30 protein-coding genes are annotated in these 19153 nt (G+C 66.5%); 1 reads left to right on the forward strand and 29 read right to left on the reverse strand.

Translation table 11 applies throughout. The features are described from left to right. Positions 1 to 55 precede the first annotated feature (55 nt). The 3 genes from rpsI to QMK24_RS03515 all read right to left on the reverse strand — a co-directional run bounded on the left by rpsI (position 56) and on the right by QMK24_RS03515 (position 2975). Positions 56 to 604 (reverse strand): 30S ribosomal protein S9, encoded by a 549-nt coding sequence (gene rpsI / locus QMK24_RS03505; RefSeq protein ID WP_283463573.1) that lies wholly within the window; start codon positions 602 to 604, stop codon positions 56 to 58. 42 nt (positions 605 to 646) lie between these two features. Continuing rightward, on the reverse strand, positions 647 to 1090 hold the full coding sequence (rplM, locus tag QMK24_RS03510; protein WP_283463575.1) for a 50S ribosomal protein L13: 444 nt from the start codon (positions 1088 to 1090) through the stop codon (positions 647 to 649). A 265-nt stretch (positions 1091 to 1355) separates the two neighbouring features. Next, on the reverse strand, positions 1356 to 2975 hold the full coding sequence (locus QMK24_RS03515; protein ID WP_283463577.1) for an ABC-F family ATP-binding cassette domain-containing protein: 1620 nt from the start codon (positions 2973 to 2975) through the stop codon (positions 1356 to 1358). A 124-nt stretch (positions 2976 to 3099) separates the two neighbouring features. Between QMK24_RS03515 and QMK24_RS03520 the strand changes: the two genes are divergently transcribed. After that, the gene (locus QMK24_RS03520; RefSeq protein ID WP_283463579.1) at positions 3100 to 4335 is read left to right on the forward strand and encodes a hypothetical protein; all 1236 of its coding nucleotides are present in this window, start codon (positions 3100 to 3102) and stop codon (positions 4333 to 4335) included. Positions 4336 to 4369: 34 nt separating this feature from the next. Here QMK24_RS03520 and truA read toward each other — a convergent pair whose 3' ends face one another. The 26 genes from truA to rplV all read right to left on the reverse strand — a co-directional run bounded on the left by truA (position 4370) and on the right by rplV (position 19121). Continuing rightward, the gene (gene truA / locus QMK24_RS03525) at positions 4370 to 5215 is read right to left on the reverse strand and encodes a tRNA pseudouridine(38-40) synthase TruA (RefSeq protein WP_283463582.1); all 846 of its coding nucleotides are present in this window, start codon (positions 5213 to 5215) and stop codon (positions 4370 to 4372) included. A 97-nt stretch (positions 5216 to 5312) separates the two neighbouring features. Then, complete coding sequence (rplQ, locus tag QMK24_RS03530; RefSeq protein WP_283463584.1) at positions 5313 to 5831, reverse strand: 50S ribosomal protein L17; 519 nt, start codon at positions 5829 to 5831, stop codon at positions 5313 to 5315. A gap of 147 nt (positions 5832 to 5978) precedes the next feature. After that, positions 5979 to 7001, reverse strand: a complete 1023-nt coding sequence (locus tag QMK24_RS03535) for a DNA-directed RNA polymerase subunit alpha (protein WP_033177813.1) — start codon at positions 6999 to 7001, stop codon at positions 5979 to 5981. A 108-nt stretch (positions 7002 to 7109) separates the two neighbouring features. Continuing rightward, positions 7110 to 7736 (reverse strand): 30S ribosomal protein S4, encoded by a 627-nt coding sequence (gene rpsD, locus QMK24_RS03540; protein ID WP_283463589.1) that lies wholly within the window; start codon positions 7734 to 7736, stop codon positions 7110 to 7112. Between the two features lie 26 nt (positions 7737 to 7762). Next, positions 7763 to 8167, reverse strand: a complete 405-nt coding sequence (gene rpsK / locus QMK24_RS03545) for a 30S ribosomal protein S11 (RefSeq protein ID WP_283463591.1) — start codon at positions 8165 to 8167, stop codon at positions 7763 to 7765. Between the two features lie 102 nt (positions 8168 to 8269). Next, positions 8270 to 8650 (reverse strand): 30S ribosomal protein S13, encoded by a 381-nt coding sequence (rpsM, locus tag QMK24_RS03550; RefSeq protein ID WP_138352916.1) that lies wholly within the window; start codon positions 8648 to 8650, stop codon positions 8270 to 8272. 188 nt (positions 8651 to 8838) lie between these two features. Next, on the reverse strand, positions 8839 to 8952 hold the full coding sequence (gene rpmJ / locus QMK24_RS03555; protein ID WP_003956441.1) for a 50S ribosomal protein L36: 114 nt from the start codon (positions 8950 to 8952) through the stop codon (positions 8839 to 8841). 59 nt (positions 8953 to 9011) lie between these two features. After that, the gene (infA, locus tag QMK24_RS03560) at positions 9012 to 9233 is read right to left on the reverse strand and encodes a translation initiation factor IF-1 (protein ID WP_014047798.1); all 222 of its coding nucleotides are present in this window, start codon (positions 9231 to 9233) and stop codon (positions 9012 to 9014) included. Positions 9234 to 9395: 162 nt separating this feature from the next. After that, positions 9396 to 10232, reverse strand: a complete 837-nt coding sequence (gene map / locus QMK24_RS03565; protein ID WP_283463593.1) for a type I methionyl aminopeptidase — start codon at positions 10230 to 10232, stop codon at positions 9396 to 9398. An 89-nt stretch (positions 10233 to 10321) separates the two neighbouring features. After that, entirely contained in the window at positions 10322 to 10981 is a 660-nt protein-coding gene (locus QMK24_RS03570; RefSeq protein ID WP_283463594.1) for an adenylate kinase, read from the reverse strand. Then, a complete protein-coding gene (secY, locus tag QMK24_RS03575) occupies positions 10981 to 12294 on the reverse strand; it encodes a preprotein translocase subunit SecY (RefSeq protein WP_283463596.1) in 1314 nt (437 codons plus the stop codon). The genes QMK24_RS03570 and secY overlap by 1 nt, the downstream gene beginning before the upstream one ends. 306 nt (positions 12295 to 12600) lie before the next feature. Further along, positions 12601 to 13065: a 50S ribosomal protein L15 gene (gene rplO / locus QMK24_RS03580; RefSeq protein WP_283463598.1), complete on the reverse strand. Its 465-nt coding sequence runs from the start codon at positions 13063 to 13065 to the stop codon at positions 12601 to 12603. Between the two features lies 1 nt (position 13066). Next, on the reverse strand, positions 13067 to 13249 hold the full coding sequence (gene rpmD / locus QMK24_RS03585; protein ID WP_138352911.1) for a 50S ribosomal protein L30: 183 nt from the start codon (positions 13247 to 13249) through the stop codon (positions 13067 to 13069). Beyond that, positions 13249 to 13848 carry a 30S ribosomal protein S5 gene (gene rpsE / locus QMK24_RS03590; RefSeq protein ID WP_283463599.1) on the reverse strand — a complete coding sequence of 200 codons (600 nt, stop codon included), beginning with the start codon at positions 13846 to 13848 and terminating at the stop codon, positions 13249 to 13251. The genes rpmD and rpsE overlap by 1 nt, the downstream gene beginning before the upstream one ends. 43 nt (positions 13849 to 13891) lie before the next feature. Continuing rightward, entirely contained in the window at positions 13892 to 14275 is a 384-nt protein-coding gene (gene rplR / locus QMK24_RS03595) for a 50S ribosomal protein L18 (protein WP_138352909.1), read from the reverse strand. A gap of 2 nt (positions 14276 to 14277) precedes the next feature. Continuing rightward, complete coding sequence (gene rplF, locus QMK24_RS03600; RefSeq protein ID WP_283463600.1) at positions 14278 to 14817, reverse strand: 50S ribosomal protein L6; 540 nt, start codon at positions 14815 to 14817, stop codon at positions 14278 to 14280. A 21-nt stretch (positions 14818 to 14838) separates the two neighbouring features. Next, positions 14839 to 15237 carry a 30S ribosomal protein S8 gene (gene rpsH, locus QMK24_RS03605; protein ID WP_138352907.1) on the reverse strand — a complete coding sequence of 133 codons (399 nt, stop codon included), beginning with the start codon at positions 15235 to 15237 and terminating at the stop codon, positions 14839 to 14841. Positions 15238 to 15457: 220 nt separating this feature from the next. Continuing rightward, on the reverse strand, positions 15458 to 15643 hold the full coding sequence (locus tag QMK24_RS03610) for a type Z 30S ribosomal protein S14 (RefSeq protein WP_073492416.1): 186 nt from the start codon (positions 15641 to 15643) through the stop codon (positions 15458 to 15460). Between the two features lie 2 nt (positions 15644 to 15645). Beyond that, on the reverse strand, positions 15646 to 16203 hold the full coding sequence (gene rplE, locus QMK24_RS03615; RefSeq protein ID WP_283463601.1) for a 50S ribosomal protein L5: 558 nt from the start codon (positions 16201 to 16203) through the stop codon (positions 15646 to 15648). Beyond that, positions 16203 to 16526, reverse strand: a complete 324-nt coding sequence (rplX, locus tag QMK24_RS03620; RefSeq protein WP_283463603.1) for a 50S ribosomal protein L24 — start codon at positions 16524 to 16526, stop codon at positions 16203 to 16205. The genes rplE and rplX overlap by 1 nt, the downstream gene beginning before the upstream one ends. A 3-nt stretch (positions 16527 to 16529) precedes the next feature. Further along, positions 16530 to 16898, reverse strand: a complete 369-nt coding sequence (rplN, locus tag QMK24_RS03625) for a 50S ribosomal protein L14 (RefSeq protein ID WP_103886911.1) — start codon at positions 16896 to 16898, stop codon at positions 16530 to 16532. A gap of 101 nt (positions 16899 to 16999) precedes the next feature. Next, the gene (gene rpsQ / locus QMK24_RS03630) at positions 17000 to 17284 is read right to left on the reverse strand and encodes a 30S ribosomal protein S17 (RefSeq protein WP_138352904.1); all 285 of its coding nucleotides are present in this window, start codon (positions 17282 to 17284) and stop codon (positions 17000 to 17002) included. Continuing rightward, on the reverse strand, positions 17284 to 17511 hold the full coding sequence (gene rpmC, locus QMK24_RS03635; RefSeq protein WP_138352903.1) for a 50S ribosomal protein L29: 228 nt from the start codon (positions 17509 to 17511) through the stop codon (positions 17284 to 17286). The genes rpsQ and rpmC overlap by 1 nt, the downstream gene beginning before the upstream one ends. Next, the gene (rplP, locus tag QMK24_RS03640) at positions 17511 to 17930 is read right to left on the reverse strand and encodes a 50S ribosomal protein L16 (RefSeq protein ID WP_138352902.1); all 420 of its coding nucleotides are present in this window, start codon (positions 17928 to 17930) and stop codon (positions 17511 to 17513) included. The genes rpmC and rplP overlap by 1 nt, the downstream gene beginning before the upstream one ends. 4 nt (positions 17931 to 17934) lie before the next feature. Beyond that, positions 17935 to 18774 carry a 30S ribosomal protein S3 gene (gene rpsC, locus QMK24_RS03645; RefSeq protein WP_283463606.1) on the reverse strand — a complete coding sequence of 280 codons (840 nt, stop codon included), beginning with the start codon at positions 18772 to 18774 and terminating at the stop codon, positions 17935 to 17937. Next, positions 18774 to 19121 carry a 50S ribosomal protein L22 gene (gene rplV, locus QMK24_RS03650; protein WP_138352992.1) on the reverse strand — a complete coding sequence of 116 codons (348 nt, stop codon included), beginning with the start codon at positions 19119 to 19121 and terminating at the stop codon, positions 18774 to 18776. The genes rpsC and rplV overlap by 1 nt, the downstream gene beginning before the upstream one ends. Positions 19122 to 19153 lie beyond the last annotated feature (32 nt).

The raw sequence follows: 19153 nt of genomic DNA on the forward strand, positions 1-19153 counted from the left end.
ATAGCGAACGCCCCGGAGGCGCACAGAGTGCCTCCGGGGCGAACGCCGAGCGTGATTAGCGCTTGCTGAACTGCGGCGCCTTACGGGCCTTCTTCAGACCGGCCTTCTTGCGCTCGACCGCACGGTCGTCACGCGTCAGGAATCCGGCCTTCTTGAGGGCGGCGCGGTTGTTGTCCGTGTCCGCCTCGTTCAGCGCACGGGCAACACCCAGGCGCAGCGCACCGGCCTGGCCGGAGATGCCGCCGCCACCGATACGGGCGATGACGTCGTACCGGTTGTCCAGCTCAAGGAGCTTGAACGGCTCGTTGACTTCCTGCTGGTGCACCTTGTTCGGGAAGTAACCCTCAAGGGTGCGACCGTTGATCTTCCACTTGCCAGAGCCCGGCACAATGCGGACGCGGGCGATGGACTGCTTGCGACGGCCGGTGCCGGCAGCCGGCTGCGGGTCGCCGAAGCGGCCGGCGAGCGACTCGGAGGTGTACTCCTCCGGAACCTCGGACTCCGAGGTGTACTCCGTAGGAGTCTCCTCGGACCCGAAGGCCTCAACGGTCTCGACGGTGTCGTCAGCCTCGACGACGGGGGCCTCGGTAGTGGTCTCAGCCACGATTCTCCTCAGATGCTTTCTGCTGGTAGCTGGTGGCCGGGACTACTGCGAGACCTGGCTGATCACGAACGGGACCGGCTGCTGCGCAGCGTGCGGGTGCTCGGTACCCGCGTAGACCTTCAGCTTCGAGAGCATCTGACGGCCCAGGGTGTTCTTCGGGATCATGCCCTTGATGGCCTTCTCGACGGCCTTCTCGGGGTTCTTGTCGAGCAGCTCGTCGTAACGGACGGAGCGCAGACCACCCGGGAAGCCAGAGTGGCGGTAGGCCATCTTCTGGGACTTCTTGTTGCCGGACAGGTGAACCTTGTCGGCGTTGATGATGATGACGAAGTCACCGGTGTCAACGTGCGGGGCGTACACAGGCTTGTGCTTGCCCCGGAGAAGGTTCGCGGCCTGAGAGGCCAGACGGCCCAGGACAACGTCCTGCGCGTCGATGACGTGCCACTGGCGAGTTACATCGCCGGGCTTGGGGCTGAACGTACGCACGGTCGTAGCCTTCGCTTCTTCAGAGAGTGGAGTCCTGACAAGGCCACCCGGACGATCACGACAGCCCTGGCGGTACTCGGGGACGCAACCCGGTACTGCCGCTGGTCATCGGCCCGGCGGACCGGCGTAAGGGCCTCTCACGTGAGAACGAGCAAGCCAATACGCATAACGAACTCGCAGAATACCCGGCTTCGACCGTACGGGTCAAAACGGGGACCGACCGCCTGGTCAGCGGCCTTCTCGTGACCCGTCCGTGACGCCCCGGCTACCGCTTGCGCTCCACCCGGCGCTCGTCCCACACCGGCTCCGTGGTCTCGCGGACGATGCCGTCCGAGCCGAAGACCAGGTACCGGTCGAAGGTGCGGGCGAACCAGCGGTCGTGGGTCACCGCGAGCACCGTGCCGTCGTAGGCCTCCAGGCCCTCCTGGAGGGCCTCGGCGCTCTCCAGGTCAAGGTTGTCCGTCGGCTCGTCCAGCAGGAGCGCGGTGGTGCCCGCCAGCTCCATCAGGAGGATCTGGAAGCGGGCCTGCTGTCCGCCGGAGAGGCTGCCGAAGTTCTGGTCGCCCTGGCGCTCCAGCTCGTACCGGCGCAGCACGCCCATGGCCCGGCCGCGGTCGTGGGCGTTCTCCGTCCACAGGATGTCGACGAGCGAGCGCCCCTCCAGCTCGGGGTGGGCGTGGGTCTGCGCGAAGTGGCCGGGCACCACCCGGGCGCCGAGTTTCCAGGAACCGGTGTGCTTGACCTCCTGGCCGGCGAGCAGCCGCAGGAAGTGCGACTTGCCCGACCCGTTGGAGCCGAGCACCGCGACCCGCTCGCCGTAGTAGACCTCCAGGTCGAACGGTTTCATGAGGCCGGTGAGCTCCAGCCCGGCGCAGGTCACGGCCCGCACTCCGGTACGGCCGCCGCGCAGCCGCATCTTGATGTCCTGCTCGCGCGGCGGCTCCTGCGGAGCGCCCGCGTCCTCGAAGCGCTTCAGCCGGGTCTGGGCCGCGTGGTAGCGCGAGGCCATGTCCGGGCTGATCGCGGCCTGCTGCCGCAGCCGGAAGACCATCTGCTTGATCTTGGTGTGTTCTTCGTCCCATCGCCGCCGCAGCTCCTCGAAGCGCGCGAAGCGGTCCTTACGGGCCTGGTGGTACGTGCCGAAGCCGCCGCCGTGCACCCAGACGTCCGAGCCCGCGGGACCCGGTTCGACGCTGACGATGCGCTCCGCCGAGCGGGCCAGCAGCTCCCGGTCGTGGGAGACGAACAGCACGGTCTTCTTGGTCTGCGCCAGCTGCTCCTCCAGCCAGCGCTTGCCGGGCACGTCCAGATAGTTGTCCGGCTCGTCGAGCAGCAGCACCTCGTCGTTGCCGCGCAGCAGCGCCTCCAGCACCAGCCGTTTCTGCTCACCGCCGGAGAGCGTCTTGACCTCGCGCCACTGGGCCCGCTCGTACGGGACGCCCAGCGCGGCCATGGTGCACATGTCCCACATGTTCTCGGCCTCGTAGCCGTGTGCCTCGGCCCAGTCGCTGAGCGCGTGGGCGTACGCCATCTGGGCCGGCTCGTCGTCCTGCGCCATGATCGCCAGCTCGGCCGCGTCCACGGCCTTCGCGGCCGACTGGATACGCGCCCGCGAAACGGAGACCAGCAGGTCCCGCACCGTCCTGTCGTCCCGTACCGAGCCCACGAACTGCGGCATCACACCGAGTCCGCCGCTGACGGTCACCGAGCCGCCGTGCGCCTTGAGCTCTCCCGAGATCAGCCGCAGCAAGGTCGTCTTCCCCGCGCCGTTCGCCCCCACCAGGGCGACCGCGGCGCCTTCTCCCACCCGGAACGAGACGTCGCCGAGCAGCACCCGTCCATCCGGAAGGTAGTACTCCAGGTGTGCCGCCTCTACATGTCCCATAACTCTGGATTCTCGCCCCTGCGAGGGTCCCGCCCCAAACCGATTTACGGCTCGGGGCCGCCGGTGCCCCGGACCCTCCGGATCGGGCGTCCGCGTCACCCGTTCGCCGAATATGATGCCCGGCATGACTGATGGGCCGACGCCTCCCCACGACCCGCGCCAGGGCTTCACGGCGCCCACCCCGCCCGAGGGCGGGGACCAGCGCGAGGTGCTGGAGGGACGTGTCATCCCGTCACGGCCGCTCCCCTACCAGGCGCAGCCGCGGCCGGAGGGCGCGCCGCCGGCGCCCGGCGCCCCGCAGCCGCCGCAGATACCGCAGGGCGCGGCCCAGCAGCCACCCAACCAGCCGGACCCGTACGGATCCGCGGCACCGGCCTGGCCCCCGGCCGGGGCGCAGCCCACGGCGCCGCCACAGCAGCCGCAGCAGCCCGCGCAGGGCGGCCCCAGCGGGCCGCAGGCCCCCGCCTGGGCACCGCCGACGAGCGGGCTCGGCGCGGGCGGAACGCCGCAGTCGTCGTTCCCCCAGCAGCCCCAGGGCCCGGCAGCGGGCCCCAGCCCGTTCCCGCAGGCCGCACAGACCAACGCGCCCGACTGGGGCGCGCTCGCCGAGCAGCGGGAAGCCGCCGCGAAGCGCCGGAAACTGTTCATGGTCGGCGGCGGAGCGCTCGCGGCCGTGGCCGTCGCGGGGATCGTCGCCACCGCCGTCGTCATGTCCAACCAGAGCGACGGCAAGCCGAAGGCCGGTCCCACCACGACGGCCTCCCAGCAGCCGCTGCCGCCCGAGCCGTCGTTCTCCTCGGTCGCCCCGCCGCCGCCGAAGAACCCGCTGGACTACATCTCCACGGCAAAGAAGGACAGCGCCCCGATCAGCGCCGACACCCTCTTCCCCGGCAAGCTGATGACGATCGCGGGCCGCACGTACACCAAGGCAGCGGGCACCTCCACGACGACCTGCGCCGCGGCCGCAACCGACGGGCTCGCGGCGGCGCTGCCGAAGAACAACTGCCGCCAGCTCATCCGCGCCACCTACATCAAGGACGGGTCGGCGGTCACCGTCGGTGTCGCCCTCTTCGACGACAAGCCGTCGGCCGAGAAGCTCAAGCTCACCTCGAGGTTCCTGCTGCCGCTGAACGGCGCAGGAGTCGGTGACTTCTGCCACAACGTGGCCTGCTGGGCGACCTCCAACACGGTCGGCCGCTACGCCTACTTCACGATCTCCGGGCCCAAGGACGGCCAGAGCGCCACCGCCGCGGACACCGCGTCCAAGCAGGCCGGCGCCGACGCGTCGAACTTCGCCTTCGAGCGCATCGTCCAGCGCGGCAAGGACGCGGCGGCCGCCGAGACGGCGGCGGGCAACTGACCCGCCGGCCGGCCGGTCAGAAGCAGCCGGCCGGTCAGAGGCAGCCGGGCAGGGTCCGCAGATTGCGGGCCAGCAGATTGCGGGCGGCCAGCTGGTCGTCCGCCGGGTAGCCGACCTCTTCCAGCGTCAGCCCGTGCGGGCGCACCACGTTCACCGCGGAATTGCGTACACCCTCGGCCAGCACCTCGCCGGGGAAGCCGGCCGGCCGGTGCCCGTCCCCGACCAGCAGCATGGAGCCGACCAGCGCCCGCACCATGTTGTGGCAGAACGCGTCGGCGCGCACGGTCGCGACGGCCAGCCCGTCCGCCGTGCGCTCCCAGTGCAGGTCGAGCAGCGTACGGATGGTGGTCGCGCCCTCGCGCTTCTTGCAGTACGCCGCGAAGTCGTGCTCACCCAGCAGCTTGCGGGCCGCCTCGTTCATGAGATCGATGTCCAGCGGCCGGTCGTGCCACAGCACGTGCCCGCGCAGCAGCGGGTCGACGCCCGCCTGGTGGTCGCCGACCCGGTACGCGTAACGCCGCCAGACCGCGGAGAACCGCGCGTTGAAGGCGCGCGGCGCCACGGAGACCTTCCACACCCGCACATCCTGCGGCAGCTTCCCGGCGAGCCGCCGCAGCAGCTTCCCGCCGTGCTCGGCCCACACGTCCTCCGCCAGGTCCAGGTGCGCGACCTGGCCGCGCGCGTGCACCCCCGCGTCGGTGCGGCCCGCGACCGTCAGGGACACCGGCTCCCGCAGCCGCATCACGGTCTGCAGCGCCGCCTCCAGGTCGCCCTGTACGGTCCGCCGCGTCCGCTGCTTCGCCCAGCCGGAGAATGCGGCCCCGTCGTACGACAGGTCCAGCCGTACCCGTACGAAACCGGGCTCCACCTCGTCGCTCACCGTGCGGTCCTCTCGTGCGGCTCGTGCAGATCATGCGAAACGGGCCCGCCCCCAGAAGCTGGGTGCGGGCCCGTCCGTAGTACGCCGAACGCCTGGATCAGGCGTCCTTCGACTCCTCGTCGGCCTGCTCGGCCGGCTTGGCGTCCTCGACGACCTCGTCGGACTTCGCCTCGACGGCGGCGTCCTTCTTGAGGGTGTCTTCCTTCACCGCACGCTTGGTCGCGGCTTCGGCCTCACCGGTGGCGGCCTGGGCCACGGTCAGGGCCTCGACCAGCTCGATGACCGCCATCGGCGCGTTGTCGCCACGACGGTTGCCGATCTTGGTGATACGGGTGTAGCCACCGGGGCGGTTCTCGTAGCGCGGGCCGATCTCCGTGAAGAGCGTGTGCACGATGCTCTTGTCGGTGATGGTGGCCAGCACCTGGCGACGGTTGTGGATGTCGCCCTTCTTCGCCTTGGTGATGAGGCGCTCCGCGACCGGACGCAGACGACGCGCCTTGGCCTCGGTGGTGGTGATACGGCCGTGCTCGAACAGCGCCTTCGCAAGGTTCGCGAGCAGGTGACGCTCGTGCGCAGCGCTGCCGCCCAGACGGGCGCCCTTGGCGGGCTGAGGCATGGTCTTTCTCCTTCTTTTCTGCACCGGCCGGATCAGGTACCGATGTCAGTGCCCGACGGGCTGCTGCCCGACGGAAGTCTCTGTTCCTCGATCGCCGGACGGGCTGAATTCAGCCTGTCCGGCGATCGAGGACCAAGCCTGAACTGCTCAGTACTGCTCGGTCTCCACGAACCCGGCATCCACGTCGTCGTCGGCGCCGAAGGCGTCGGCGGCGGCGGTCGGGTCGAATCCGGGCGGGCTGTCCTTGAGGGCCAGGCCCATGCCGGCCAGCTTCGCCTTGACCTCGTCGATCGACTTCGCACCGAAGTTGCGAATGTCGAGCAGGTCCGCCTCGGAGCGGGCCACGAGCTCGCCCACCGAGTGGATGCCCTCGCGCTTGAGGCAGTTGTACGAACGAACGGTGAGCTCGAGCTCCTCGATCGGCAGAGCCAGATCGGCGGCCAGAGCGGCGTCCGTCGGGGACGGGCCCATGTCGATGCCTTCGGCGTCGACGTTGAGCTCGCGGGCCAGGCCGAACAGCTCGACCAGGGTCTTACCGGCCGACGCCATGGCGTCGCGCGGGCGCATGGCCTGCTTGGTCTCGACGTCGACGATCAGCTTGTCGAAGTCGGTGCGCTGCTCGACACGGGTCGCCTCGACCTTGTACGTGACCTTGAGCACCGGGCTGTAGATGGAGTCGACCGGGATACGGCCGATCTCCTGGCCCTGCTGCTTGTTCTGGACGGCGGAGACATAGCCGCGACCGCGCTCGACGGTCAGCTCCATCTCCAGCTTGCCCTTGGCGTTCAGGGTGGCCAGAACCAGGTCGGGGTTGTGCACCTCGACACCGGCCGGGGGCGCGATGTCGGCGGCGGTGACGACACCCGGGCCCTGCTTGCGCAGGTACATCACGACGGGCTCGTCGTGCTCCGAGGAGACGACGAGCTGCTTGATGTTGAGGATGACGTCGGTCACGTCCTCCTTGACGCCCGGCACGGTGGTGAACTCGTGCAGAACGCCGTCGACCCGGATGCTGGTGACAGCGGCACCGGGGATCGAGGAGAGAAGAGTGCGGCGAAGAGAGTTGCCGAGGGTGTAACCGAAGCCCGGCTCCAGCGGCTCGATCACGAACCGGGAGCGGAATTCGTCGACGACCTCTTCGGTCAGCGACGGACGCTGAGCGATAAGCATGATGTTCCTCCAGTCATCGGCATCCGCTATTTGATGCCGAGGGGTACTGCAAGGATACGGGCGGTACGGCCTCCAGGAGGTCGTACCGCCCGTATCGCTGAGCCACTACTACTTGGAGTAGAGCTCGACGATCAGCTGCTCCTGGACCTGCGTGTCGATCACAGGACGCTCGGGCAGCGAGTGCACGAGAATCCGGAGCTTCGACGGGATCGACTCGAGCCACGCGGGCACGGTCTTCTCGCCGGCCTCGGCGGCAGCGACCACGAACGGGGTCATCTGACGCGAGCGCTCGCGAACCTCGACAATGTCGTTCACAGCCACGCGGGCCGACGGGATGTCGGTCTTGCGGCCGTTCACGGTGATGTGTCCGTGACGAACCAGCTGACGAGCGTGGTCGCGGGACTTGGCGAAGCCGGCCCGGTAGACCACGTTGTCGAGACGGATCTCAAGGATGCGCAGAAGGTTCTCACCGGTCTTGCCGGACTTCTGGTTCGCTTCCTTGTAGTAGTTCACGAACTGCTTCTCGAGTACACCGTAGATACGGGCACACTTCTGCTTCTCGCGAAGCTGAAGGAGGTACTCGCTGTCCTTGGTGCGCCCGCGGCCGTGCTCACCCGGGGGGTAAGGACGGATCTCGATCGGGCACTTTGCGCTCTCGCACTTGCTGCCCTTGAGGAACAGCTTCTGCTTCTCCCGACGGCAACGCTTGCAGTCGGCCCCGGTATAACGCGCCATATTGTCTTGTCTCCTACTTCAGGTCGTCAGACGCGGCGGCGCTTGGGCGGGCGGCATCCGTTGTGCGGGGTGGGGGTCACGTCCTGGATCGAGCCGACCTCGAGGCCAGTGGCCTGGAGGGAGCGGATCGCGGTCTCACGGCCGGAGCCGGGACCCTTCACAAAGACGTCGACCTTGCGCATGCCGTGCTCCTGCGCGCGACGGGCAGCCGATTCGGCGGCCATCTGCGCGGCGAACGGAGTCGACTTGCGCGAGCCCTTGAAGCCGACATGGCCGGCAGAGGCCCAAGCGATCACGTTGCCCGAGGGATCCGTGATCGAGACGATCGTGTTGTTGAACGTGCTCTTGATATGGGCGTGCCCATGAGCAATGTTCTTCTTTTCCTTGCGGCGCACCTTCTTGACTGCGCCCTGACGGCCCTTCGGAGGCATGTATTACTCCCGTGGAGGTGGTCGGTCCTACAGCGGGGACCGCTTTCTTCTGCGGAGATCCGGGGGTCTCCCCCCGGGTGCACGCAGTTGCGTCCGCTAGGACTACTTCTTGCCCGGCTTCTTCTTACCGGCGATGGCGCGACGCGGACCCTTGCGGGTACGAGCGTTGGTGTGAGTGCGCTGACCGTGGACCGGAAGGCCACGACGGTGACGCAGACCCTGGTAGCAGCCGATCTCCACCTTGCGGCGGATGTCGGCCTGCACCTCGCGACGGAGGTCACCCTCGGTCTTGAAGTTGGCGTCCACGTAGTCGCGGAGCTTGACGAGGTCTTCCTCGGCAAGGTCGCGAACGCGGATGTCGGGGTTCACACCAGTGTTCTTCAGGGTCTCCTGGGCACGGGTACGACCGATGCCGAAGACGTAGGTGAGGGCGATCTCCACGCGCTTCTCACGCGGGAGGTCAACGCCGGAAAGGCGTGCCATTCATGGCTCCTGTTGATTCGGAGGTCTTCCGCAGTACCATTCCCGGCCGCCGACCTCTCCCGTTGAAAGAGGTGGTACGTACGGGTCCCCGGCCTCCGCCGAAGGTGTCGCCCCGGCATGCCGGGGCGGGTGACTGCGTAATTACTTTGTGTGCGTCGCGTGAAGAACTGCGAGTTGCAGGTCGTACGTCAGCCCTGGCGCTGCTTGTGGCGCAGGTTGTCGCAGATGACCATGACCCGGCCGTGACGGCGGATCACCTTGCACTTGTCGCAGATCTTCTTGACGCTCGGCTTGACCTTCATGTGATGTCAGGTTCTCCGGGTCGTGCCATCGCCCCACGGGAGCGGGGCAGCAGCGAGATCTACTTGTATCGGTAGACGATCCGTCCGCGCGTCAGGTCGTAAGGAGACAGCTCCACAACGACCCTGTCATCGGGAAGGATGCGGATGTAGTGCATACGCATCTTGCCGCTGATGTGCGCGAGGACCTTGTGACCGTTCTGGAGCTCTACCCTGAACATCGCGTTCGGGAGAGACTCGATCACGGTGCCCTCGATTTCGATGGCACCTTGCTTCTTGGCCACGCTTCGCCCTTCGAATCGGCTACCTTGATCGGCTCACGTAAATCACGCGGACATGCGGGTATACATGAGCCGACGTGTCAGTCTACGGCAGGGCCCCCGGAATGACGAATCCGGGTTAGATGCCCACCACAGATGATCGTTACTCCACCCAGCGGCACGTGCTCACCCCAACGGGTCGGGCGCCGCTGTGATCCCGTACTCCGCCAGTTTTGCCTTGCCACCGTCGACGGCGGTCAGGACCAGCGGGCCCTGCTCGGTCAGCGCGATCGAGTGCTCCCAGTGGCTGGACCAGGAGCCGTCGTCGCTCTTGACCGTCCACTCGTCCTCGAGGACGTGGGTGTGCGGGGTGCCGAGGGTCACCATCGGCTCGATCGCCAGACAGACGCCCGGCACCAGCTTGATGCCGCGGCCGCGCTTGCGCGAGACGTAGTTCAGCAGGTGGGGGTCCATGTGCATCTCGGACCCGATGCCGTGGCCGCCGTACTCCTCGACGATCCCGTACTTGCCCGACGCCGGACGCGGCTGGCGTCGGATGTAGCCCTCGATCGCCTGCGAGACGTCGGCCAGCCGGTTGCCCTTCCTCATCGCGGCGATGCCGGCCCACATGGACTCCTCGGTCACCCGGCTCAGCTCGATGAGCTCCGGAGCGTGACCGGTGCCCACGAAGGCGGTGAACGCGGCGTCGCCGTGCCAGCCGTCGATGATCGCGCCTGCGTCGATGGAGATGAGGTCGCCGTCCTTCAGGACGGTCTCCCGGTCCGGGATCCCGTGCACCACGACATCGTTGACCGAGGTGCAGATGTTGCCGGTGAAGCCCCCGTAACCGAGGAAGTTCGGCTTGGCGCCGTGCTCGGCGATCACCTTGGCGGCGATGTCGTCGAGCTCCTTGGTGCTGACGCCCGGCACCGCGGCTTCGCCGCACGCCCGGTGGATGGCCGCGACGACCAACCCCGCCTCGCGCATCTTGGCGATCTGCTCCGGGGTCTTGATCTCGACCATGCCTGTGGCCTCTCTGGAAAAGTCGTCATTCAAACAGTACGGCCGCGGTGCCACCTGGGCACCGCGGCCGACCTGTGTACGTGGAGGGGCTACGCGCTCTTGTTGCTCTTGAGCGCGTCCATTGCCCGCTGGGTGATCTCCGCCACGGGGCCGAGCGCCGAGATCGTCGCCACAAGATCCTGCTGCTTGTAGTAATCGATGATCGGCTCGGTCTCGCGGTGATAGACCTCCAGGCGGTTGCGCACCGTGTCCTCGGAGTCGTCGTCACGCTGGTACAGCTCGCCGCCGCACACATCGCACACGCCCTCGGTCCTGGGCTGCTTGTACGTGATGTGGAACGTGTGCGCCGAGTCGTTCCGGCAGGTACGCCGGCCGGCGATCCGCTTCACGACCTCGTCCTCGGGGACCTCGAGGTCCAGCACCCCGTCGAGCGCGATACCGCGCTCGGTGAGGTAGCCGTCGAGGGCCTCGGCCTGGTGGACGTTGCGCGGGAAGCCGTCGAGCAGGAAGCCGCCCTCGGTGTCCGCCTCGTCCAGCCGGTCCTTCGCCATCCCGACCGTCACCTCGTCGGGTACCAGGTTGCCAGCGTCCATGTACGCCTTCGCCTGCTTGCCGAGGGCCGTGCCCTGGCTGATGTTCGCGCGGAAGAGGTCGCCCGTCGAGATGTGCGGGATCGACAGGTTCTTGGCGAGGAACGCAGCCTGCGTACCCTTGCCGGCCCCAGGCGGCCCGACGAGGACGATTCGCATCAGCGGAGGAACCCTTCGTAGTTGCGCTGCTGGAGCTGGCTCTCGATCTGCTTCACGGTCTCCAGACCGACACCCACGATGATCAGGATGCTGGTCCCGCCGAACGGGAAGTTGGTGCTGCCGTTGAACAAGGCGATGGCAACGGTAGGAACGAGTGCGATGAGCCCCAGGTACAGCGATCCCGGCCACGTGATCCTGTTCAGCACGTAGCTCAGGTATTCAGCAGTAGGTCGACCGGCCCGGATGCCCGGGATGAAGCCACCATACTTCTTCATATTATCCGCGACTTCCTCGGGGTTGAACGAGATCGCGACGTAGAAGAAGGCGAAGAAGACGATCAAAAGGAAGTACGCGGCCAGGTAGAACGGGTGATCGCCCTTGGTCAGGTTGGTGCTGACCCACTGCGCCCACGGTGCGGTCGATCCGCTGAACTGAACGACGAGCGCCGGAATGTAGAGCAGCGACGAGGCGAAGATGACGGGAATCACACCCGCCTGGTTCACCTTGAGCGGGATGTATGTGGACGTACCGCCGTACGAGCGCCGGCCGATCATGCGCTTCGCGTACTGGACCGGGATCCGGCGTTGCGCCTGTTCGACGAAGACCACCAGGGCGACCATGACCAGGCCGATCACGATGACCACGAAGAACTCGAACCAGCCCCCCATGATCTTGCCACCGAGCTTGATGGACCACAGGGCGCCCGGGAAGCCGGCGGCGATGGAGACGAACATCAGGATCGACATGCCGTTGCCGATGCCGCGGTCGGTGATCAGCTCACCGAGCCACATGATCATCACGGTGCCGGCGGTCATGGTGACGACCATCGTGATCGTGGTGAAGATCGACTTGCTGGAGATGATGTCGAAGCGCTGGGTGCACTGCGAGAACAGGCTGCCACCGCGGGCGGTGGCCACCAGGCCGGTGCCCTGCAGGATCGCCAGCGCGACGGTCAGATATCGGGTGTACTGCGTGATCTTCGCAGTGCCCGCCTGGCCCTCCTTCTTGAGGGCCTCGAGCCGTGGAATGACCACGGTCAGCAGCTGAAGGATGATGCTTGCCGTGATGTACGGCATGATCCCTAGCGCGAAGATGGTCAGCTGGAGCAGTGCACCACCGCTGAACAGGTTGACCAGGCTGAAGAGCCCCTGTCCGCCCGCCGAGTCCTTGATGCACTGGTTGACGACCTTGTAGTCCACCCCTGGCACAGGGACGTGCGCCCCGAGCCGGAACAGCACCATGATGCCCAGCGTGAACAGCAGCTTCTTGCGCAGGTCGGGCGTTTTGAACGCCCGGGCGAACGCGGTGAGCACGGTGCCTCCTGCACCTTCCGCGCAGCATGGGCGGAAGGGTCGGTCGAGATGGTCTGTCACGGACGGCGGATCACCGGCCGGGATGGGGCGCGAGGACAGTCTGCGGGCAGTTTCGCCAGTGGACCCAACGGACTCTAACAGCGCGTGGCCGCCCGTATGAAGCGCGTGTCTCCCCTACTTGGCGAACAGCGCCCGCCAGAGTCGGGCATGCGGCGTTTGTCCCCTGGTGGGTATACCGAACCGGGCCCGTCCCTCAAACGAGGAACGGGCCCGGTTCAGATGCTGTCAGCGGCAGTCGGCCGAGACTCAGATGAGCTCGGTGACGGTGCCGCCGGCAGCGGCGATCTTCTCCTTGGCGGAACCGGAGACGGCGTCAACCGTCACCTGCAGCGCCACGGTGATCTCGCCGGTGCCGAGCACCTTGACGAGCTGGTTCTTACGAACCGCACCCTTGTCGACCAGGTCCGCGATGGTGACGACGCCACCTTCGGGGTACAGGGCCGCAAGCTTGTCCAGGTTCACGACCTGGAACTCGACGCGGAACGGGTTCTTGAAGCCCTTGAGCTTCGGCAGGCGCATGTGGAGGGGCATCTGCCCACCCTCAAAGCGAGCCGGAACCTGGTAACGGGCCTTGGTGCCCTTGGTACCACGACCAGCGGTCTTACCCTTGGACGCCTCGCCACGACCCACACGGGTCTTGGCGGTCTTGGCGCCCGGGGCGGGCCGCAGGTTGTGGACCTTCAGCGGGTTCAGCGGGTTCTCAGCACCCATGTCAGTCAACCTCCTCAACCGTGACGAGGTGGCGGACGGTCTGGACCATGCCGCGAATCTCCGGACGGTCCTCCTTGACCACCACGTCGTTCAGGCGCTTGAGCCCGAGCGAACGCAGGGTGTCACGGTGGTTCTGCTTGCTACCGATGTAGGACTTGATCTGCGTGACCTTGAGGCGGGCCATCAGGCACCCACCCCGGCACGTGCACGCAGCAGAGCTGCGGGCGCGACGTCCTCCAGCGGCAGGCCACGACGGGCGGCGATCTCCTCGGGGCGCTGAAGGCCCTGAAGCGCGGCCACCGTGGCGTGCACGACGTTGATCGCGTTGTCCGAGCCGAGGCTCTTGGACAGCACGTCGTGGATACCGGCGCACTCGAGAACCGCGCGCACCGGGCCACCGGCGATCACACCGGTACCGGGGGAAGCAGGCTTGAGCAGAACAACGCCTGCGGCCTTCTCGCCCTGGATCGGGTGCGGGATGGTGCCCTGGATGCGGGGAACCTTGAAGAAGTTCTTCTTCGCTTCCTCGACACCCTTGGCGATGGCGGCCGGAACTTCCTTGGCCTTGCCATAACCGACACCGACGGTGCCGTCACCATCGCCCACCACGACCAGCGCGGTGAAGCTGAAGCGACGTCCACCCTTGACTACCTTGGCGACGCGGTTGATCGCGACGACGCGCTCGACGTAGGCGGTCTTCTCGGCCTGCGGGCCGCCCCGCCCAGACTTGCGGTCACGCTCGCCGCCACCGGCACCGCTGCCGCGGCGCTGGGGTCCAGCCATTGGAATTACCTCTCTTCGTTGATCCGCTAGCTGCGGGACGAACTCAGAATTCGAGTCCGGCTTCGCGGGCGGCATCCGCGAGGGCGGCAATGCGCCCCGCGTACTGATTGCCGCCACGGTCGAATACGACAGTCTCAATACCCGCGGCCTTGGCACGCTCGGCCACGAGCTGGCCGACCTGCTTCGCCTTGGAGGACTTGTCGCCTTCGCCGCCACGGATGGACGGGTCGAGGGTCGACGCCGACGCGAGGGTGTGCCCCGCGAGGTCGTCGATAACCTGCGCCACGATCCCGCGGTTGGACCTGGTCACGACGAGGCGCGGACGCGCCTCCGTGCCCGAGATCCGCTTGCGGACGCGGATGTGGCGACGCTTGAGAGCCGCGCCCTTGTAAGCCTTGCCCTTGGCGATCTTCACACCGTATGCCATGGCTACTTACCAGCCTTTCCGACCTTGCGGCGGATGACTTCGCCCACGTACTTGACACCCTTGCCCTTGTACGGGTCGGGCTTCCGCAGCTTGCGGATGTTCGCGGCTACCTCGCCGACCTTCTGCTTGTCGATTCCCTCGACACTCAGCTTGGTCGGAGACTCCACCTTGAACGAGATGCCGTCCGGCGGCTCGATCACGATGGGGTGGCTGTAGCCCAGGGCGAACTCCAGCGTGGAGCCCTTCGCCTGGACGCGGTAACCGACGCCGTTGATCTCGAGCGCCTTGCTGTAACCCGCGGTCACGCCAGTGATCATGTTGGCCACCAGCGTGCGGGACAGGCCGTGCAGGGCCTTCGAAACACGCTCGTCGTTAGGACGCGACACGATGAGCGTGCCGGTCTCGTCCTTGGCGACATCGATCGGGGCGGCGACGGTGTGGGAAAGGGAACCCTTGGGGCCCTTCACCGAGACCGTACGGCCGTCGATGGTGACGTCCACGCCGGCGGGAACCGGGATGGGCAGCTTGCCGATGCGCGACATTGCAATGCCTCCTGTTCCCGATTACCAGACGTAGGCGAGGACTTCCCCACCTACGCCCTTCTTGCTGGCCTGCTGGCCGGTGAGGAGACCGTGGGACGTGGAGATGATCGCCACGCCCAGGCCGCCGAGCACCTTCGGCAGATTGGTGGACTTCGCGTAGACCCGAAGGCCCGGCTTGCTGATGCGCTTGATGCCGGCGATCGAGCGCTCACGGCTCGGACCGAACTTCAGCTCGAGGATGAGGTTCTTGCCGACCTCGGCATCCTCGACCTTCCAGCCGGTGATGTAACCCTCCTGCTGGAGGATCTCCGCGATGTGCGACTTGATCTTGCTGAACGGCATCACGACGTCATCGTGATATGCCGAGTTCGCATTGCGCAGACGGGTCAGCATGTCTGCGATGGGGTCGGTCATGGTCATGAGTTGGCCCTAGGCCTCTCTCGCCGGGGTTTCCATTGCGCCATCCTTCTCCCCGAACGAAGTCGGGACGGGTGCGGCGCGGGGACCTACGGCGTAGTAAGTCGGTCATGGGCGGCAGGCGCCCAACCCCTCTACCTTACGGCAGACGGGGAGGGGCTCCTGCCGTCCAGATGCTTACCGAGAGTTCCTGGAAAGCCGGATTCCCCGAAGGGAACCGGATTTACCAGGAGCTCTTGGTCACGCCCGGCAGCTCGCCACGGTGAGCCATCTCACGAAGGCACACGCGGCACAGGCCGAACTTGCGGTAGACAGAGTGCGGCCGGCCACAGCGCTGGCAACGGTTGTACCCGCGCACAGCGAACTTGGGCTTGCGAGCGGCCTTAGCGATCAGAGCCTTCTTCGCCACGGTCACATCTCCTTGAACGGGAAGCCGAGGTGACGAAGCAGGGCACGACCCTCGTCGTCGTTGGTCGCCGTGGTGACCACGGTGATGTCCATGCCCCGGACCCGGTCGATCTTGTCCTGGTCGATCTCGTGGAACATGACCTGCTCCGTGAGACCGAAGGTGTAGTTGCCCCGGCCGTCGAACTGCTTCGGCGACAGGCCGCGGAAGTCACGGATACGCGGCAGTGCGAGTGACAGCACGCGGTCCAGGAACTCCCACATGCGGTCACCGCGGAGGGTGACGTGGGCGCCGATCGGCTGGCCCTCACGCAGCTTGAACTGCGCGATGGACTTGCGAGCCTTGGTGACCTGCGGCTTCTGGCCGGTGATCGTGGCGAGGTCGCGAATGGCGCCCTCGATCAGCTTGGAGTCGCGGGCTGCGTCGCCCACACCCATGTTGACCACGATCTTGGTCAGGCCCGGGATCTGCATGACGTTCTCGAAGGAGAACTCTTCGTGCAGCTTGCCCGAGATTTCTTCGCGGTAGCGCGTCTTCAGACGCGGCGTGGTGGCGGCAGTCATCAGATGTCCTCACCAGTCCGCTTGGCAACGCGGACCTTGTTGCCCTCGTCGTCGAAGCGGTAACCGACGCGGGTAACGACCTTCTTGCCGTCCTTCTCCACGATCAGCTGAACATTGCTGATGTGAATCGGGGCCTCGGTCGTGATGATCCCGCCGGTCTTCGAACCGCGGTCGGTCTGGCCGGCCTTGGTGTGCTTCTTGACCCGGTTGACACCCTCGACCAGGACACGGCTCTCCACGGGGTAGGCCACAATGACCTTGCCCTGCTTGCCCTTGTCCTTACCGGTGATGACCTGGACCAGGTCGCCCTTCTTGATCTTCATCGGTTACAGCACCTCCGGCGCGAGAGAGACGATCTTCATGAACTTCTTCTCGCGCAGCTCACGGCCCACCGGGCCGAAGATACGGGTGCCGCGGGGGTCGCCATCGTTCTTCAGAAGAACGGCGGCGTTCTCGTCGAACCGGATGTACGAGCCGTCAGCGCGACGGCGCTCCTTGACGGTCCGGACGATGACCGCCTTGACGACCTCGCCCTTCTTCACGTTGCCACCGGGGATCGCGTCCTTGACGGTGGCGACGATGACGTCACCGATTCCCGCGTAGCGGCGACCGGAACCACCGAGAACACGGATGCAAAGGATTTCCTTCGCACCAGTGTTGTCGGCGACACGCAGTCGCGACTCCTGCTGGATCACGTCTATCTCCTGTTTGTCGCGTCGGTTCCCGGTGAGGGGGCCGCTTGCGCGGGCCCCTCACCGAGCCTGACGGAACGGTCCTGAGGGAAAGCCCTCAGGGATTACTTGGCCTTCTCGAGGATCTCCACGACGCGCCAGCGCTTGGTGGCAGAGGTCGGCCGGGTCTCCATGAGGAGGACACGGTCGCCGATGCCGGCAGCGTTCTGCTCGTCGTGCGCCTTGAGCTTGTTGGTGCGGCGGATGACCTTGCCGTACAGGGCGTGCTTCACACGGTCCTCGACGGCGACCACTACGGTCTTGTCCATCTTGTCGCTGACCACAAGGCCCTCACGGGTCTTGCGGAAGCCGCGCTGCTCGCTGGTCTCAGTCACATTCTTCTCGCTCATCAGGCGCTCTCCACCGTCTCGATGCCCAGCTCGCGCTCGCGCATCAAGGTGTAGATCCGGGCGATGTCCTTACGGACTACCTTGAGCCGGTTGTTGTTCTCGAGCTGTCCCGTGGCCGCCTGGAAGCGGAGGTTGAACAGCTCCTCCTTGGCTTCGCTCAGCTTGGCGAGAAGTTCTTCGTCGCCCAGCGTGCGCAGCTCGGTGGCCTTAGTGGTACCGGCCGCCATCACGATTCACCTGCCTCGCGCCGCACAATGCGGCACTTCATCGGAAGCTTGTGGGCGGCGCGGGTGAGCGCCTCCTTGGCAACCTTCTCGTTCGGGAAGGACAGCTCGAACATCACCCGACCGGGCTTGACGTTCGCGATCCACCACTCCGGCGAACCCTTACCGGAACCCATGCGGGTCTCAGCAGGCTTCTTGGTCAGCGGACGGTCCGGGTAAATGTTGATCCAGACCTTGCCGCCGCGCTTGATGTGACGGGTGATGGAGATACGAGCGGACTCGATCTGCCGGTTCGTCACATAGGCCGGGGTAACAGCCTGCAGGCCGTACTCACCGAACGCGAGTTCGGTGCCGCCCTTGGCCATGCCCGAGCGCTTCGGGTGGTGCTGCTTGCGGTGCTTGACCCTGCGGGGGATCAGCATTGGGTCACGCCTCCGTTCCGGGAGTGTCCGCAGCCGGTGCCTCTACAGCGGCGGGGGCTTCGGCCTTGGGAGCCGAGCCGCCGTCCGTCTGAGGCTTACGGGCACGGCCGCCGCGCTCGCCACCGCGGCGCTGCGGACGATCGGTTCCGCCACCGGCGGGACCACGCGACGGGCGGTTGCCCGCACGCGCGGCAGCGTTGTCGGCGCGAACCTCAGCGATGTTCTTGACGTTGCCCTTGTAAATCCACACCTTCACACCGATGCGGCCGAACGTGGTCTTGGCCTCAAAGAAGCCGTAGTCCACATTGGCGCGCAGGGTGTGCAGGGGCACACGGCCTTCGCGGTAGAACTCCGAGCGGGACATCTCGGCGCCGCCGAGACGGCCACCGCACTGGATCTTGATGCCCTTGGCGCCGGCCTTCATGGTGCCCTGCATGCTCTTACGCATGGCACGGCGGAAGGAGACGCGCGAGGAGAGCTGCTCGGCGACGGCCTGAGCCACCAGCTGAGCGTCCATCTCGGGGTTCTTGACCTCGAGGATGTTCAGCTGCACCTGCTTGCCGGTGAGCTTCTCCAGGTCGCCGCGAATACGGTCGGCCTCCGCGCCGCGACGGCCGATGACAATGCCCGGCCGGGCGGTGTGGATGTCGACGCGGACGCGGTCGCGGGTGCGCTCGATCTCAACCTTCGAGATGCCGGCCCGCTCCATGCCCTGCGTCATCATCCTGCGGATGGCGACGTCTTCCTTGACGTAATCGGCGTACAACTTGTCGGCGTACCAACGGGACTTGAAGTCCGTGGTAATGCCGAGCCGGAACCCGTACGGGTTAACCTTCTGGCCCATTACCGGGTCCCTTCCTTGCTGCTGACGACCACGGTGATGTGGCTGGTCCGCTTGCGGATCCGGTAGGCACGGCCCTGGGCACGCGGACGGAACCGCTTCAGGGTCGGACCTTCGTCGACGTACGCCTCAGTGATGACGAGACTCTCGGCATCGCTGTGGTCGTAGTTGTGCGCGGCATTGGCAATGGCGCTGTCAAGCACCTTGCCTACCGGCACGCTCGCGGCCTGCGGGGCGAAACGCAGGACCGCCTGAGCCTCCGTGGCATTCATGCCACGGATGAGGTCCACCACGCGGCGGGCCTTCATGGGCGTGACGCGGATGTACCGCGCCTGGGCCCTGGCTTCCATGGTTGTCCCTTCGGTGTCAGTCATAGTCTTCG

This window comes from Streptomyces sp. PH10-H1 (assembly GCF_030063355.1).
Classification (GTDB): domain Bacteria; phylum Actinomycetota; class Actinomycetes; order Streptomycetales; family Streptomycetaceae; genus Actinacidiphila.